The 17,465-nt window shown below is 30.9% G+C and carries 13 protein-coding genes; 12 read left to right on the forward strand and 1 reads right to left on the reverse strand.

What is annotated here, in order from left to right:
• Window positions 1–5 precede the first annotated feature (5 nt).
• From DIS18_RS09710 to DIS18_RS09760, 11 genes are all read left to right on the forward strand, one after another.
• Entirely contained in the window at window positions 6–371 is a 366-nt protein-coding gene (locus tag DIS18_RS09710) for a hypothetical protein (RefSeq protein WP_109352883.1), read from the forward strand.
• 151 nt (window positions 372–522) lie between these two features.
• The gene (gene uvrA / locus DIS18_RS09715; RefSeq protein ID WP_109352884.1) at window positions 523–3,360 is read left to right on the forward strand and encodes an excinuclease ABC subunit UvrA; all 2,838 of its coding nucleotides are present in this window, start codon (window positions 523–525) and stop codon (window positions 3,358–3,360) included.
• A gap of 56 nt (window positions 3,361–3,416) precedes the next feature.
• On the forward strand, window positions 3,417–4,106 hold the full coding sequence (locus DIS18_RS09720) for an LOG family protein (RefSeq protein WP_109352885.1): 690 nt from the start codon (window positions 3,417–3,419) through the stop codon (window positions 4,104–4,106).
• Between the two features lie 137 nt (window positions 4,107–4,243).
• Window positions 4,244–7,075 carry a gluzincin family metallopeptidase gene (locus DIS18_RS09725; protein WP_109352886.1) on the forward strand — a complete coding sequence of 944 codons (2,832 nt, stop codon included), beginning with the start codon at window positions 4,244–4,246 and terminating at the stop codon, window positions 7,073–7,075.
• 159 nt (window positions 7,076–7,234) lie between these two features.
• Window positions 7,235–9,646, forward strand: a complete 2,412-nt coding sequence (locus tag DIS18_RS09730; RefSeq protein WP_109353235.1) for an alpha-ketoacid dehydrogenase subunit alpha/beta — start codon at window positions 7,235–7,237, stop codon at window positions 9,644–9,646.
• Between the two features lie 212 nt (window positions 9,647–9,858).
• Entirely contained in the window at window positions 9,859–10,851 is a 993-nt protein-coding gene (locus tag DIS18_RS09735; protein WP_109353236.1) for a helix-turn-helix domain-containing protein, read from the forward strand.
• Window positions 10,852–10,948: 97 nt separating this feature from the next.
• Window positions 10,949–11,431, forward strand: coding sequence for a DoxX family protein (locus DIS18_RS09740; protein ID WP_109352887.1), 483 nt, complete (start codon window positions 10,949–10,951; stop codon window positions 11,429–11,431).
• A gap of 5 nt (window positions 11,432–11,436) precedes the next feature.
• Window positions 11,437–11,925 (forward strand): hypothetical protein, encoded by a 489-nt coding sequence (locus tag DIS18_RS09745; RefSeq protein WP_109352888.1) that lies wholly within the window; start codon window positions 11,437–11,439, stop codon window positions 11,923–11,925.
• 1 nt (window position 11,926) lies between these two features.
• Window positions 11,927–12,820 carry a GIN domain-containing protein gene (locus tag DIS18_RS09750; RefSeq protein WP_109352889.1) on the forward strand — a complete coding sequence of 298 codons (894 nt, stop codon included), beginning with the start codon at window positions 11,927–11,929 and terminating at the stop codon, window positions 12,818–12,820.
• A gap of 73 nt (window positions 12,821–12,893) precedes the next feature.
• The gene (locus DIS18_RS09755) at window positions 12,894–13,157 is read left to right on the forward strand and encodes a DUF202 domain-containing protein (protein WP_109352890.1); all 264 of its coding nucleotides are present in this window, start codon (window positions 12,894–12,896) and stop codon (window positions 13,155–13,157) included.
• A 1-nt stretch (window position 13,158) separates the two neighbouring features.
• On the forward strand, window positions 13,159–13,629 hold the full coding sequence (locus tag DIS18_RS09760) for a hypothetical protein (RefSeq protein WP_109352891.1): 471 nt from the start codon (window positions 13,159–13,161) through the stop codon (window positions 13,627–13,629).
• Window positions 13,630–13,650: 21 nt separating this feature from the next.
• Here DIS18_RS09760 and DIS18_RS09765 read toward each other — a convergent pair whose 3' ends face one another.
• Complete coding sequence (locus DIS18_RS09765; RefSeq protein ID WP_109352892.1) at window positions 13,651–14,865, reverse strand: peroxiredoxin family protein; 1,215 nt, start codon at window positions 14,863–14,865, stop codon at window positions 13,651–13,653.
• 119 nt (window positions 14,866–14,984) lie between these two features.
• Between DIS18_RS09765 and pheT the strand changes: the two genes are divergently transcribed.
• Complete coding sequence (gene pheT, locus DIS18_RS09770; RefSeq protein WP_109352893.1) at window positions 14,985–17,411, forward strand: phenylalanine--tRNA ligase subunit beta; 2,427 nt, start codon at window positions 14,985–14,987, stop codon at window positions 17,409–17,411.
• The last annotated feature ends 54 nt before the right edge of the window (window positions 17,412–17,465 follow it).

Below are 17,465 nucleotides of genomic sequence, written 5' to 3' on the forward strand. Positions count from 1 at the left end.
CAGTTATGAAAAAAATCCTTTACTTATTATACTTTGTTTGTGGTGTTTCTTTTGCAACTACAAGTACAGATTTGAACAATAATGACCCAAAAGTTGGAGATGTTTTAAAAATTAAACAACCAAAAAGTGTATCATTTAAACACATTCATTTTCCAAGATTAAACTTCATTGTTAAACGTGGAGGTTTAGCTAATTATAATAGCGTTTATGAAGAGTTGGTAATTGTTAAAAAAGTTACAGATAAAAACGGAAAGGTTCAAGTTACTCTTGAAAGAAAAGACGGGAAAAAGTTTTTCGGGTATTTAAAAAATGTTACTGCTAACTATACGGAATCTATTGATGCTGGAGAAATTGTTAAAGTAAAACCATAATTAATAAGCAAAAACAAAAAAAGGAAGTAGATTACTACTTCCTTTTTTTTGTTTTATGAGGGTTTAACTTATCAATAATTTAACAAACTACAATCTAAACCCACTTCCTTTTTAAACTCAAAACTCGTAACTTCGCAACTTTTGCCAATTTATGAGCCAATTCACAGATAATATTGAAGTTAAAGGAGCTAGAGTACACAATCTTAAAAATATTGATGTATCTATTCCTCGTGAAAAACTTGTAGTTATAACAGGCTTATCAGGTAGCGGAAAATCCTCTCTAGCTTTTGATACTATTTATGCTGAAGGACAACGCAGATACATCGAAACATTTTCCGCTTATGCAAGACAATTTCTTGGTGGATTAGAACGTCCAGATGTGGATAAAATTGATGGCTTATCCCCTGTTATTGCCATAGAACAAAAAACAACAAGCAAATCGCCACGGTCTACAGTAGGCACCATTACTGAGATTTACGATTTTATGCGTTTACTCTTTGCTCGCGCCAGTGATGCTTACAGTTACAATACAGGCGATAAAATGATTAGCTATAGTGATGAGCAAATTAAAGCGCTAATAATAAAAGATTTTAAAGGCAAACGCATTAATGTGCTTTCACCAGTAATTCGTTCAAGAAAAGGACATTACAGAGAATTATTTGAGCAAATAGCAAAACAAGGATTCGTTAAAGTAAGAACAGATGGGGAGATTCGTGACATTGTAAAAGGTATGAAACTTGACCGCTACAAAACTCACGATATAGAAATTGTTATTGATAGGCTAGTTATAGACGATACTATTGATAATGATAAACGCCTTACCGAAACTATAAATACAGCCATGTATCATGGTGAAGATGTGCTTTTAGTCATCGATCAAGACACTCAAGAAACACGTTATTTTAGTAGAAGTTTAATGTGCCCAAGCTCTGGTATATCCTATCCAAATCCAGAACCAAATAATTTTTCATTCAATTCTCCAAAAGGCGCTTGTTCAAATTGCAACGGTATTGGAGAACTTTATCAAATCAATGAAAATAAAATAATTCCAGACCATTCTTTATCAATAAAATCTGGAGCTTTAGCGCCTCACGGTCCTCAAAAAAACAGCTGGATTTTTAAGCAATTTGAAACCATTGCTCAACGCTTCAATTTTAAATTAAGCGACCCCTATAAAGACATCCCTGAAGAAGCAAAACAAATTATTCTTTATGGAGGTAATGATAAATTTTCAGTAGAAAGCAAAACTTTAGGTGTTACTCGAGATTATAAAATCGATTTCGAAGGTGTAGCAAACTTTATAGAAAATCAATACAAAACAGCAGAATCTCGCTCTCTAAAACGATGGGCAAAAGATTACATGGACAAAATTAAATGTCCAGTTTGCGAAGGGTCTCGTCTAAAAAAAGAATCACTTTATTTCAAAATAAACAACAAAAATATAGCAGAACTTGCTAACACAGATATAGTTGAACTCGCAGAATGGTTCAAAAATCTAAATGAACAACTATCTGAAAAACAATTAAAAATTGCAGAAGAGGTTGTTAAAGAAATTAAATCTAGACTTCAGTTTTTATTAGATGTTGGTTTAGATTATTTATCACTAAACAGAAGCTCAAAATCATTATCTGGTGGTGAAGCACAACGTATTCGATTAGCAACTCAAATAGGTTCGCAACTCGTTGGTGTGCTTTACATTTTAGATGAACCAAGTATTGGGTTACATCAACGTGATAATGAAAAACTTATCAACTCGTTAATTTCACTTAGAGATATTGGTAACTCAGTAATTGTTGTTGAGCACGATAAAGATATGATTGAGCGTGCTGATTACGTTATTGATATTGGTCCAAAAGCAGGAAAACATGGTGGAGATATTATAAGTATTGGAAATCCTGATGAGTTAAAATCTCATAACACCCTTACTGCTGATTATTTGAATGGTAGTAAAGAAATTGAAGTTCCAAAAAAACGTAGAAAAGGCAATGGCAAGTTTTTAGAACTCAAAGGTTGTACAGGAAACAATTTAAAAAATGTTTCAGTAAAATTTCCATTAGGAAAAATGATAGGCGTAACAGGGGTTTCAGGAAGCGGAAAATCAACATTAATAAATGAGACGCTCTACCCTATTTTAAACGCTCATTATTTTAATGGTGTTAAAAAACCAATGCCATATAAAAGTATTAAAGGGCTAGATCATATTGATAAAGTCATTGACATAAACCAATCGCCAATAGGCAGAACACCAAGAAGTAATCCTGCAACTTACACAGGAACATTTAGTGAAATTAGAGCATTGTTTGCAAAAATACCCGAAGCTATGATTCGTGGTTACAAAGCAGGTCGTTTTAGTTTTAATGTAAAAGGTGGGCGATGTGAAACCTGTCAAGGTGGAGGTTTACGTGTTATAGAAATGAATTTCTTGCCAGATGTTTATGTGGAATGTGAAACCTGCCAAGGCAAACGTTTTAATCGTGAGACTCTAGAAATTCGATACAAAGGTAAAAATATCAGTGATGTTTTGAATATGACCATGAATGAGGCTGTAGAGTTCTTTGAACATATTCCGAAAATCTATAAAAAATTAAAAACCATAAAAGATGTTGGCTTAGGTTATATCACGCTTGGTCAACAAAGCACAACACTTTCGGGAGGTGAAGCACAAAGAATAAAACTAGCAACAGAACTTTCTAAAAGAGATACAGGAAACACCTTTTATATTTTAGATGAACCTACTACAGGGCTTCATTTTGAAGATATTCGTGTTCTTATGATAGTTCTTAACAAACTTGCAGACAAAGGTAACACTGTGCTAATTATTGAGCATAATTTAGATGTTATAAAAACCGTAGACCATATTATCGATATTGGCTATGAAGGCGGTAAAGGTGGTGGACAAATTATTGTAGAGGGTACACCAGAACAAGTTGTTAAACACAAAAAAAGCTACACCGCAAAGTTTCTTAAAAAAGAACTAAATTTGAAATAATTGGATATTTTAAAAACAAATAAACAATTTAAAGCATAAACGCATAAACTTTAAATATGAGAAAAGAAAAACACTACAAAGGCTGGAATGAAATAAAAACAAACGATTCTTGGGCTATTTTTAAAATCATGGGAGAGTTTGTAAATGGTTATGAAAAGATGAGCAAAATTGGTCCTTGTGTTTCTATTTTTGGTTCAGCTAGAACTAAACCAGATCATAAATACTACAAACTTGCAGAAAATGTAGCTAAAAAGATTGTAGAAGCTGGTTATGGGGTTATAACTGGTGGTGGACCAGGAATAATGGAAGCTGGAAATAAAGGCGCTCATTTAGGAGGAGGAACCTCTGTTGGTTTAAATATAGATTTACCATTTGAACAACACGATAACCCATATATAGATTCGGATAAAAGTTTAGATTTTGATTACTTTTTTGTTAGAAAAGTAATGTTTGTTAAATACTCTCAAGGTTTTGTTGTTATGCCTGGTGGCTTTGGTACTTTAGATGAACTTTTTGAAGCCATCACATTAATTCAAACACATAAAAGTGAAAGATTCCCCATTATTCTTGTTGGAACTGATTTTTGGGAAGGCCTTATGGACTGGGTAAAAAAGACACTTTTAGATGAGTTTGGAAATATTAGCGCTAAAGACCTAGATCTTATTCATTTAGTTGACACAGAAGAGGAAGTAATATCTATTCTTGACGCATTTTATAAAGAATCTGGCTTAAGTCCTAACTTCTAAAAACAATCAAGTAAAATTAGATAATATTTATTAGTAATTATGTATGCATAATAATTATTAAGTCAATTCTCAAACCACCATATTTTACTATATTGCGACGCCTTACATGAAATTATTAACCGTAAATGCTATAGAAATTGAGAAAATACACTCTTAATTGTATTATTTTACTATTTATCTGCTTTTCTACTTTTAGTCAAAATAAAATTGACTTAAAAGCAGATTTTGATATTGAAAATAGGCAAATAGCGATTTCTCAAACCATTCAATATCAAAACACAACAAATGATGTTTTGCAAACTATCTATTTGAATGATTGGAACAATAGCTTTTCTACAAAAAAAACACCTTTAGCTATTCGAATAGCAGATGAATATAATAATGATTTTCATCTAGCAAAAAACAAAGATAGAGGTTACTCTGTAATAACTTCAATTAAGCAAAATGGAGAAGATCTTACTTACAACCAATTAAAAAATCAAATAGATGTTCTAAAAGTAGAATTAAAAGAACCTCTAAAGCCAAATACATCTTACACTATTCAATTAGAATATTTAGTAAAAATACCTAGTGCAAAATTCACAAAATATGGTATTACAAATGAAGGAGATATCAACTTAAGATACTGGTATATTACACCTGCTATTTATGACGGAAAATGGCAATACTACAGTAATAAAAATTTAGATGATTTATTCATTCCTAAATCTGATGTTTCTTTGGAAATCGAATACCCAAATGGATACGCATTAACTTCTGAATTAAATTCAAGTAATACAACTCAATATCCTGACAAACAAATAATTAAATTAAAAGGAAAAGGCAGGGTTGATAATAAATTATTTTTAAATAAAAATTCTAATTTTAAGACACTTCAAACAGATAAGCTCTCCATAATATCAAATATAAAAGATGAAGGATTAGAGGTGCTTGACAAAGTATTAATCACTGAAAAAGTAACTAACTTTATTTTTGAAAATTTTGGTGATTATCCACATAAAAAATTACTACTTACTCAAATTGATTATGATAAAGATCCGCTTTATGGACTTAATTTTTTACCCAGTTTTATCAAACCATATCCAAATCATTTTCAATATGAATTGAAAATCCTAAAAATAGCATTACACAATTACCTTGAAAATACACTTTTAATAAATCCTAGAACAGAACAATGGCTTCTTGATGGTATTCAGATTTACTATCTGATGAATTATGTAGAAGAACATTACCCAGACATGAAGTTTCTTGGCACCATAGCTAATTTATGGGGCGTTCGCTCATTTCATGCTGCAGACATGAAGTTTAATGATAAATATGTTTTAGCATACATGCTTATGGCAAGAACAAATAGAGATCAACCATTAACTATGGCTAAAGATTCTTTATTAAAGTTTAACAAAAGCATTGCTAACAAATATAAAGCTGGTGTTGGTCTTAAATATTTAGATGATTTTGTTAATCAAGATATTGTAGAAAAAAGTATTGAAGCTTTCCTAAAACAAAATAAGCTAAAACCAACAACAACAGCTAGTTTTGAAAATTTCATTAAATCAAAAACTAATAAAAACATCAATTGGTTTTTTGAAGATTATATATCAACAAGAAAGAGTATCGATTTTAAAATCAAAAAAGTAAAAAAAACCGAAGATTCCATCACTTTAACCATAAAGAATAAGAATGAGAATAAAATGCCAATTTCTCTTTATAGTCTAAAAAATGATAGTATTATATCTAAAACTTGGGTTGAAAATGTTAATGGCAATAAAACTATTACAATACCTAGATTAGACGCTAACAAACTCGTTTTAAATTACAATAATAAAATCCCTGAATTTAATTTAAGAGATAACTGGAAGTCATTAAAAGGTTTCTTTTTTAACAACAAACCATTGCAATTTAGAGTTTTTCAAGATGTTGAAGACCCAAATTATAATCAAGTCTTTTTTATGCCTATTGCAGAGTTTAACAATATCTATGATGGTTTTACAGCTGGTGCAAAAATTTACAATAAAACAGTACTAAGAAAACTGTTCAACTACAAAATTGCTCCTCGTTACGCTTTTAAGTCTAAATCAATAACTGGGTCTGCTTCAATATTCAAAACACACTACGTTCAAAACAAAAATCTTTATGCTATTCATTATGGAATTGCGGGAGGTTATAACTCTTATGCCGAAGATTTATTTGTTAGACAAATTACCCCTTCAATACAATTTCAGTTTAGACAAAATGATGATTTTAGGTCTAATAAAAGGCAATGGTTAAGTTTAAGACATGTAAACATTAATAGAGATAGAGACGTTAATAATATTTTAACCACAACAGAACCAAACTATAGTATTTTCAATATTCGATATGTTAATTCTAATGACAATTTGATTAATTATAGTAAATGGAATACTGATTTTCAAGCTGGTAAAGACTTTAGTAAAATCTCTTTCAATTATGAATTTAGACGCCTTTTTGAAAGTAATCGACAAATAAATATTCGATTTTTCGCAGGGACATTTTTAAAAAACAATACTGACCCAGCTTCTAACTATTTTAGTTTTGCCTTGGATAGACCAACAGATTATCTATTTGACTACAATTATTTAGGACGCTCAGAAGCTTCAGGAATTTTTAGTCAGCAATTTATTGAGGCTGAAGGTGGCTTTAAGTCAAAATTAGAAACACCTTTTGCAAACCAATGGATAACCACAGTAAATACTAGTACAACACTTTGGAAATATATACTTGCATATGGTGATTTAGGCTTCGTTAAAAATAAGTTTGACTCAGCTAAATTTGTTTACGATTCTGGAATTAGAATCAATTTAGTTACTGATTATTTTGAAATTTACTTCCCAATGTATTCTAATTTAGGATGGGAAATTGGTCAACCCAACTATGATCAAAAAATCAGATTTAAGTTTACTGCAGATCCTCAAGTACTGCTAGGTCTTTTTAGAAGACGATGGTATTAAAATTGAATTATTCTTATTTAAAATCGAATAATTTTACATAATTTGTAAATTATTTATTTTAAAAACAAAATAATTACATTATTCGTATTTTTTTAACACAAATTTAAATTGCAAAAAAGCTGGATTTTCGCTACTTTTGCAAAACTAAAGCATGAACCTATGCAAACCTTAACCAACTTGAAAAACAATTTATCATTCGAAGATTTTAAAGCTGAAGTCATTAATGACTATAAGACAGCTGTAGTAAGTCGTGAGTGTAGTTTACTAGGGCGTAGAGAGGTATTAACAGGTAAAGCAAAGTTTGGGATTTTTGGAGACGGTAAAGAAGTTCCGCAATTAGCAATGGCTAAGGCTTTTATGAAAGGAGATTGGAGATCTGGATACTACAGAGATCAAACCTTTATGATGGCCATTGGTGAATTAACTCCTGAGCAGTTTTTTGCTGGATTGTACGCAAACACAGATATTAAAGAAGAGCCAATGTCTGCTGGTCGACAAATGGGTGGTCATTTTGTTACACATAGTTTAAATGACAATGGGAGTTGGAAAGATCTAACTAAGCAATACAATTCTAGCGCAGATATCTCCCCTACCGCTGGACAAATGCCACGTTTACTCGGTTTAGCACAAGCTTCAAAAATATTTAGAGAAGTAAAAGGTATAAACACCACCAACTTTTCAGTAAAAGGTAATGAAGTTGCTTGGGGAACTATAGGTAATGCCAGTACAAGTGAAGGCTTGTTTTTTGAAACCATAAACGCTTCGGGAGTCTTACAGGTCCCGATGATTATAAGTGTTTGGGATGATGAATATGGTATTTCTGTTCATGCAAAACACCAAACTACTAAAGAAAATATTTCAGAAATCTTAAAAGGATTCCAAAGAGATAAAGACAATAAGGGCTACGAAATTTTACGTGTTAAAGGTTGGGATTATGCAAATTTGATTGAAACGTATCAAGAAGCAGCTGCAATTGCTAGAGAAGAGCATGTTCCTGTTTTAATCCATGTTCTAGAATTAACCCAACCTCAAGGTCACTCAACTTCTGGTTCTCATGAACGTTACAAATCTGCAGAAAGATTAGATTGGGAAACGCAACATGATTGTAATACCAAACTACGCGATTGGATTATAGAAAGTGGTATTGCCACAAATGAAGCCTTAGTAGAAATTGAAAGAATAGCTAAAAGAAATGTACGAGAAGCAAAAAAGAATGCTTGGAATACATTTTTAAGACCCATTAAAAAAGAACATCAAGAGTTAATTTCAATTTTAAAACAAGTTGAATCTAAGAGTGTTAATCGCGTATTTTTATCTAAAATAAAAGATAGCTTAATTACTATAGATGAACCAACGAGAAAAGATATTTTATCTCATGCTCGTAAAGCACTACGCTATATTGTAGGTGAATCTTTTACTGAAAAAAGCATATTAACCAAATGGATAAATGATATTTTTGAAAATGCGCAACCAAAATTTAGTTCGCATTTATATTCTGAAACTCAACGTTCAAATACCAGAATTAACGAGGTAAAACCAACATACAACGATGATGCTCAACAAGTTGATGGCAGAATCATTATTCGAGATAATTTTGATGCTATTTTCAACACCTACCCTGAAGCCCTAGTCTTTGGAGAAGATACTGGTAATATTGGAGATGTTAATCAAGGTTTAGAAGGTCTACAAGAAAAATATGGAGAACTTCGTGTAGCTGATGCTGGTATTAGAGAGGCTACCATAGTTGGCCAAGGTATAGGTATGGCATTACGTGGATTAAGACCTATTGCGGAAATTCAATATTTAGATTATATTTTATACGCTTTACAGATTATTAGCGACGATTTAGCTACTACACATTATAGAACTAAAGGCAAACAAAAAGCACCACTTATTGTTAGAACTCGTGGACATAGACTTGAGGGCATATGGCACTCTGGATCGCAAATGGGCGGCATACTAAATTTAGCAAAAGGCGTTAATTTATTAGTGCCCCGTAACATGACTAAAGCCGCTGGTTTTTATAATACGCTTTTACTTGGTGATGATCCAGCTATTGTTGTAGAATGCTTAAATGGTTACAGACTAAAAGAAAAAATGCCTAACAACCTTGGTAACCTAAAAACACCTATAGGCGTTGTTGAAACCATAAAAGAGGGAACAGACATTACTCTAGTTTCCTATGGTTCTACGCTTCGTATTGTAGAGCAAACTGCCAAAGATTTATTAGCAGTAGGTATTGATGTAGAAGTTATAGATGTACAATCTCTAATGCCTTTTGATTTAAACCATGATATTGTTAAAAGTATAGCTAAAACTAATAGAGTCATGATTATTGATGAAGATGTTCCTGGTGGCGCCTCTGCTTATATTCTAGATAAAATTTTAAACGAACAAGATGCTTTTCAATATCTAGACAGTGCACCAAAAACCTTAACTGCAAAACAACACAGACCTGCCTATGGTAACGATGGCGATTATTTTTCAAAACCATCAGCAGAAGATATTTTTGAAGCTATTTACGACGTTATGTACGAATTGAGCCCTAATGATTTTCCAAAGCTGAGATAATAATATTATTTTAGAGTTCTAAAATAAATTATTGATTGTTTCCAGATTTTAATATAAGAAGTACCCCACTCTTAATTCTTGTTATTCAAGGATTGATTTTTGCTATTTTGCTACTTATAAAGTATAAACGTAGGGGTAACATATCCGATTTATTTCTAGCCCTTATTTTATTATTAACATGTTATAGTCAAACATGCTACACCTTAGGTTTTATGGGTTGGTATGATGAGTTTAGAACAACAAAAATCAACTATTTTCTATACAATATCACAATCTTACTTGCTCCTCTGATATATTTTTATGTAAAATCAGTTACAACTTCTGACTTTAAATTTAGAAAGCAAGATTGGTGGCATTTTACTTTTGCTATCACATTTGTAATTTATAAATTAAGCATATTTGTTTATGATGCTCTACAGCCTGACTTTAATGAAACCCAAAATGGAATTTTAAAAATTGATATAGATGAAGCTATAATACAGCCTACTATGAGTTTTATTGAGTTTCCTTTTATGTTATTATATCTGGCTTTCACACTACAATTATTCTATAACTACAGAAAAAAAATAGAACAGTACTTTTCGAACACATACAAGCTAGAACTCAATTGGATTTTAAGTTTTTTAGTCTTATTTACTTTGATGTTTTTATATGATACTATTCAAACACTTATAGGTTCATTAGTTACCGATTTAAATTATGAGCAACGCTGGTGGCTAAATTTATTCGCAGCTCTAATAACATTATATATTGGTATTAAAGGCTATTTTACTGATACTACTAAACTTCAAAAACTTAATTTTAGTTTTTCTCCTAGTTTAGATGCTATTCCTGAGATTAATCAAAATAAAGAAAAAACAATATCAGATAGAGACATAAAATTAATAACGCATTTAATGGAAAACAATAAGGTTTACTTAAACCCAGAACTAAATTTGTCTGATTTAGCAGAACAAGCCAACATGTCTCGTGGGCAACTCTCAGAAATTATAAACTCCGGTTTCAATAAAAACTTTAATGACTTCGTAAACATGTATCGTGTAAGTGCCTTTAAAAATATGATTAAAGAAAACAAACACAAACAACTTTCTTTATTAGGTATTGCACAAGAATGTGGTTTTAACAGCAAAGCAACATTCAATAGGGTATTTAAAAAACTAACAAACCACTCGCCAACTGAATATTTAAAGTCTACTACAAATTAAGACGTCTCAAATCGTATTTTAAGTCGTGCCAATACTATTTAAGTCGTCTATCGACTCATAATGCTAGAATTTTGTATCAGAAACAAAAACAAGTATTATGAAAATCATTAAACGAATTATTACTCCTATCACACAAGAGCATTGGTTTGCAGATGTGTTATTCGCGTGTATCCGCTTTATATGTGGTATGCTTTTAGCCATCGATTTTGGGGCGTCAAAATTTGGTATGCCTTGGACGCCAGATGATAAAAATTTAAAACTATTTGAAGTTGCTTCATGGTTCCCAGAAGATGTTGCCTCTTATGGCGGTTTATTCGCCATTGCTCCTTTACTATTTGCTTGGTTGGGAGGTTTTAGTGAAGCCGTTGGAGGGCTATTTTTAGCTTTCGGCTTAAAAACAAGACTTGTCTCCTTCTTGATTATGTGTACCATGCTAGTAGCCATTTTTATGCAAAAATGGGGACAAGGAACTTGGGGTATGCTTCCAGCCATGGGATTTCTTTGGATATCTATTTACAATCTATACTTAGGATCAGGACGCTTCGGCTTAGATTATTTAATCAGCAAAACTTTAAATTAAAAATTATGAAAAACTTATTATTTACAACAGCAATTTCCTTATTCACATTAATGCTACATGCCCAAAGTTCAATATCTCTATCAGATTTAGAAATATTGAATAATACTGAATGGGAAGGAAAACTAACTTATATAGATTATCAATCTGGAGAAGCTACAAGTATTGATACTAAAATGCAGATAAAGATTGATGATGGTAAGATCATTTATAATATGCAATATGTATATGAACCTAAAAAAAACAATAACTCATCAGTAAGCATAAAGAAGAATGGTACTTATTATGGCAATGAAAAAGTAATTTCAAACACGGTAAATAATGATTCTAGAACAATTATCACTTCATATAAAGGAAAAGATAATGGTAAAAAAGCTACTATGTTTATTTCTCGAATATTTAACGAAACAAATTTATCAATCATTAAAAAAGTTGTGTTTAAAGATGGAAGTAAGCCCTTAATTAGAAACACTTACACATTCACTAAAATTAATTAAGATGAAAAAAATAACACTATTACTAATACTTGTTACAGCAACGGGATTAGCACAGATAAAAGGAAATGAAAATATTGAAACAAAAAAATTCAATATTGAAAACATTAGGCAAGTTAAAATCAATTTTTATGCAAATATAACTATTGATGCTTCTTTAGAAGAGTCGTTAACTATCACAACAGATTCAAACTTATTTGATTTAATAGATAAAAAAGTTATTGATGGCATCTTATATTTAGATCAAAAAGAATGGATATCATCATCACAAAAAACAATCATAACCATTGGCGCACCTAATATATATAGGGTTGAACAAAACACTCATGACACCACACGTATTATAAATATTGACAATGAAGAATTTAGGATAAATGCTCCAAATGGAAATATATCTATAGAAGGAGAAACTGATGAATTAAGAATTGGCTCTGAACGTTCTAATATAGATGCTACAAAAATAATTGCAAAAAAAGCATTTATTAACCTTTGGGACCGAGGGAAAGTTAAATTAAACGTAACAAATTTCCTTTGGGCAAATGTTTCAAATAATGGCACATTAATTTACACTAAGAAACCCAAAAAAATAGATATAAAAACTAACGCCAATGGTAAAGTAGTTGCATTAAGCAATACTGAAAAATTAAAAAATCCGGATGCGAAGTATATCAATTTCAATATAAAAAACAATTCATTTAATAGAAATCATTTCTTCGTTATTGGCCCCAAACCTAATGGTCAAAAATTCAGTTATGGTTTTCCTATGATGCCACAAGCAAAAAGGCAGGAGTATTGGACAATAGGAACAAAAGTGTATAAGGTTAATAAATTAGGCTTGAGAAAATTATTAATTACCTTAAAAGCAGAAGACGAAAACAAAACGGTTAAACTTTTTTGATCAAAAAGAATTAAAACCATAAAAACCATTGCGCTAGTAATGGTTTTTTTATATTTATAAACTAATCAAAACTATGAATAACAATTCTAAACTAATAACCAGAGATTGGCTAGCGATAGAGCGTACCAAACTAGCAAATGAACGCACGTTTTTAGCTTACTTCAGAACCTTTATCGTATTTCTAGGAACAGGTATAACTTTACTTAAGCTCGAGTTTTTTTCAGAGATGAAATCGTTTGGATATATTTTACTCATCATCTCTCCAATAATTTTAATCATTGGGTTAATGCGCTTAATTTCTGTAAAACGAACTATTAGAAAACACTATAACCTATAAAATGAAAGCTATACCATTACCAGAAATAAAGAAAGAATTAAAAACCCTTTCAACTCAAGAGATTGAGGCCTTGTGCTTACGGTTAGCTAGATTTAAAAAAGAAAACAAAGAACTCCTCACCTATCTATTATTCGAATCACATAACGAAAGTGGTTACATAGAAACTGTAAAACAATACATGGACGACGAGTTTGATCTCATCAATACGGATAGTTATTTCTACATCAGAAAAAGCGTTAGAAAAATACTTAGAAACGTTAAAAAATTTATTCGCTACTCTCAAAAAAAAGAAACAGAAGTAGAACTCCTAATCTATTTCTGTGGTAAACTAAAAGATTTTAAACCAAGTATAAATAGAAGTACACAACTTTTCAATATGTACAATAGGCAAATCGCTTTAGCTAAAAAAACAATTGATAAATTACACGAAGATTTACAGTACGATTATAATTTGATGCTTCAAGAACTATAGTTTTACAATTGATAAACTTATTTATTCATTCAACAACCCCTCAACAAAGCCTTCAAACTCTTTTTTGAAAGCTATATATTTTTCACCAGTAGCTGGTCCGTTAAACCCAGTATGTATCTTTCTTACCTCACCTTTTTTATCAATAAAAATAGTAGTTGGATAAGACAGTACATGATTTAGCATTGGTAGTTTTTCATTCGCTTTTACTTTACTTGCAGAGCCATATTGCGCTAATAGAATAGGATATTCTATACCAACATCGTCTTTTAATCTTTTTATGTTTTTAAAGGCTTTATCTTCAGTTTTAACATACTCAAAAGCCAATGCAACAATTTCTAAATCTTTGTTTTTATTACTTTTATAAAACTCAGAATAGTATTTACTTTCATCTAAACAATTAGGGCACCAAGTTCCCATAATTTGTATCAATACCACTTTATCTTTAAAACGTTCATCATTTAAAGACACTTGATTCCCATTTTCATCAGGAAAAGAAAATTCCACTTTATTATAACCTTCTTTTAAATACGTAAGTTTATTTGAATCTGGTAATTCAAAATTATCATTTCGCTTTGCAACAAAAGGTTCTTTCCAATGAGTTCCAGAATAAAACATACCTTTCATTTTGCTATCATTAACTTCAGCAGTAAAAAGAAAAGCATGCGCACCATCAAACGTAGAAAGCTGCAATTGATTTGCATTTAAAACACCTTCTAAATAACGATAATCTCCAGTTGTTGTCCTAAAAGTACCTCTAACCTTATTCCCTTCTTGTTTAAAAACACCCTTTGCTATGTATTTATTATCTTCAGAATTTGGGCTAAAGGTGGCTTCCCAATTTCCCGAAATATTATATTTTGAAAGACGCTTGTCTGTTTTAAATCTGATAGGGTTCTTTTGAGCAGTAAAGTCCATAACTCTATTTAAACTAGGCTTAACAAAACTTCCATTTAGCTTTCCGTTTTCAATTTTAGCAACTATAAATCCTTCAAAAACGGGCATTTGTATATAAACTGAATCATTCTTATAAGTAATATCTTTAATTTTAATAATTTCTTCAGCATTAAAAACTTGAAATTCTTCTTCAGAGACTACTTCAAAATTAAAAGGTAAACCTAAAGTATCATTTACTTTTAACTCAGCTCTATATCTGCCTTTATCTAGTTTAACTATTTTATTTTCTTCTTTACAAGAAACCAGTAAAACAGCAAATATTATAACTACTATATATTTCATAAAAAGGAATTTAAAATTTATTAATCGAAATCATAGCAATATACTAACAAAATATTAGGCTTTGTTTGAATGCTAGCTTCAATATTTTATCTTTGTTGACTTAAATAGGATATTGATTTATGAAGATTTCTTACAACTGGTTAAAACAGTTTTTAAAAACAGATTGGACTCCAGAACAAACAAGTGAATTACTTACTGATTTAGGACTTGAAGTGGAAGGTTTAGAAACTTATCAATCTGTAAAAGGCGGATTAGAAGGTGTTGTTGTTGGAACCGTTTTAACTTGTGCAAAACACCCAAATGCAGATAAACTTAAAGTAACTACTGTTGATATTGGTGGAGATGAACCATTACAAATTGTTTGTGGTGCCCCTAATGTTGCTGCTGGACAAAAAGTACCTGTTGCAACCATTGGAACAACTTTATATACTGATGAAGGAGAAGCTTGGAAAATTAAAAAAGGTAAGATTAGAGGAGAGGAAAGTCATGGAATGATTTGTGCCGAAGATGAATTGGGCTTAGGGAAATCTCATGATGGTATTTTAGTTTTAGACGATAAAATTAAAACTGGTACCCCTGTTGCAGATATTTTTGATATTGAAAATGACTACGTTTTTGAAATTGGTTTAACTCCAAATCGTGCAGATGCTATGAGTCACCTTGGTACAGCCCGTGATTTAAAAGCTGGCTTAGTACAAAAAGACATTAATCTAGAACTTATAACACCATCAGTTAGTGCGTTTAGAGTAGATAACAGAACTGCTAAAATTGATGTAGATGTTATTAATAAAGAATTAGCGCCACGTTATTGTGGCGTAACCATAACTGGTTTAAAAGTTGCTGAATCTCCTGCTTGGTTACAACACCGTTTAAAAGCAATAGGATTAAGTCCTATTAACAATATTGTAGATGCAACTAATTATGTATTGCATGAATTGGGTCAGCCACTACACGCTTTTGATGCTGTTAAAATTTCTGGAAATAAAATTGAAGTTAAAACTTTAAAAGCGGGAACAAAATTTACAACTTTAGATGACATTGAGCGCGAATTACATGAAGATGATTTAATGATTTGTGATGCTGAAAAACCAATGTGTATTGCAGGTGTTTTTGGCGGTATACATTCTGGAGTTACAGAGAACACAACTAGTATTTTCTTAGAAAGTGCTTATTTCAATCCAGTAAGTGTTAGAAAATCTGCAAAACGACACGGATTAAATACGGATGCTTCATTTAGGTTTGAACGAGGTATTGACCCAAATATTTGTGAATATGCTTTAAAACGCGCAGCCATACTAATACAAGAAATTGCTGGCGGTGAAATTACTTCAGATATTATTGATATTTATCCAAATAAAATTAAAGATTTTGAAGTGCGTTTGAGTTTCGAAAATGCTAAAAAACTAATTGGAGAAGAGATTCCTAAAGAGACTATAAAACAAATTTTAACGTCTTTAGACATAAAAGTAAATAATGTTACTGAAACTGGCTTAGGATTAACCGTTCCTGCTTATAGAAACGATGTTGAACGAGAAGCTGATATTATTGAAGAAATTTTACGTGTTTACGGTTATAACAATATTAAAACTACTGAAAAACTAAATGCTTCAATTTCTTCTACAAGCCGTTTTGAAGATTATAAAATTCAGAATGTTGTTGGCAATCAGTTAGCATCTCAAGGGTTTTATGAAATTCTTTCTAACTCACTTACAACACCTAATTATGTGGCTTTAAGTGAGCAATTAAAAGAAGATCATAATATAACTATGCTGAATCCTTTAAGTAATGATTTATCTGTTTTAAGACAATCGTTACTCTTTTCTGGTTTAGAAGCAATATCATTCAATATAAACAGAAAACGCTCAGATTTAAAGTTATTCGAATTTGGAAAAACGTATCATGGGTATGATGATAAACGGGAAGAGTTTAAGCATTTATCAGTATTTATAACTGGTAATGATTCTTCTGAAAATTGGCAAGGAACAAACAAGAAAACAGATTTTTTCTTGATGAAAGGTATTATCTCATCTGTTCTTGAACGTTTAGGAATTTCCAGATTCCAAGAATCACCAATCAAAAATGATTTATTTGCTGAAGGTATTAGCCTAGGTTTAGGAAAAAACAAATTAGTTGAATTAGGTTTAGTAAAAAAATCTGTTTTAAAACATTTTGATATTGCGCAAGATGTTATTTATGCAGATTTTAAATGGGATACTATTTTAGACTTTTGTAAGCATAATAAAATTAAGTTTCAAGCCATTTCTAAATACCCTGAAGTCAGACGTGATTTTGCTCTATTATTAGACGATAACGTTACTTTTGAATCTATTTATAAAATAGCAAAACAAAGTGAGAAACAGTTATTAAAAGCTATTAATCTATTTGATGTGTATCAAGGAAAGAACTTGCCGAAAGGTAAAAAAAGCTATGCAGTTAGTTTTACACTTCAAGACGAGAACAAAACCCTTACTGACAAACAAATTGATAAGATTATGAATAAACTACAAAGCAATTTTGAAAAACAACTCGGTGCTGAATTAAGATAATTTTACTATGTATAAACAATACTTAAGCCAGCTATATGCTGGCTTTTTTTGTCG

It is taken from the genome of Algibacter marinivivus, assembly GCF_003143755.1.
GTDB classification, from domain to species: Bacteria; Bacteroidota; Bacteroidia; order Flavobacteriales; family Flavobacteriaceae; genus Algibacter_B; species Algibacter_B marinivivus.

Coding starts and splice junctions, on each gene's coding strand:
- DIS18_RS09710 (WP_109352883.1), top strand. CDS start 6: ATGAAAAAAATCCTTTACTTATTATACTTTGTTTGTGGTGTTTCTTTT.
- uvrA (WP_109352884.1), top strand. CDS start 523: ATGAGCCAATTCACAGATAATATTGAAGTTAAAGGAGCTAGAGTACAC.
- DIS18_RS09720 (WP_109352885.1), top strand. CDS start 3,417: ATGAGAAAAGAAAAACACTACAAAGGCTGGAATGAAATAAAAACAAAC.
- DIS18_RS09730 (WP_109353235.1), top strand. CDS start 7,235: ATGCAAACCTTAACCAACTTGAAAAACAATTTATCATTCGAAGATTTT.
- DIS18_RS09735 (WP_109353236.1), top strand. CDS start 9,859: ATGGGTTGGTATGATGAGTTTAGAACAACAAAAATCAACTATTTTCTA.
- DIS18_RS09740 (WP_109352887.1), top strand. CDS start 10,949: ATGAAAATCATTAAACGAATTATTACTCCTATCACACAAGAGCATTGG.
- DIS18_RS09745 (WP_109352888.1), top strand. CDS start 11,437: ATGAAAAACTTATTATTTACAACAGCAATTTCCTTATTCACATTAATG.
- DIS18_RS09750 (WP_109352889.1), top strand. CDS start 11,927: ATGAAAAAAATAACACTATTACTAATACTTGTTACAGCAACGGGATTA.
- DIS18_RS09755 (WP_109352890.1), top strand. CDS start 12,894: ATGAATAACAATTCTAAACTAATAACCAGAGATTGGCTAGCGATAGAG.
- DIS18_RS09760 (WP_109352891.1), top strand. CDS start 13,159: ATGAAAGCTATACCATTACCAGAAATAAAGAAAGAATTAAAAACCCTT.
- DIS18_RS09765 (WP_109352892.1), bottom strand. CDS start 14,865: ATGAAATATATAGTAGTTATAATATTTGCTGTTTTACTGGTTTCTTGT.
- pheT (WP_109352893.1), top strand. CDS start 14,985: ATGAAGATTTCTTACAACTGGTTAAAACAGTTTTTAAAAACAGATTGG.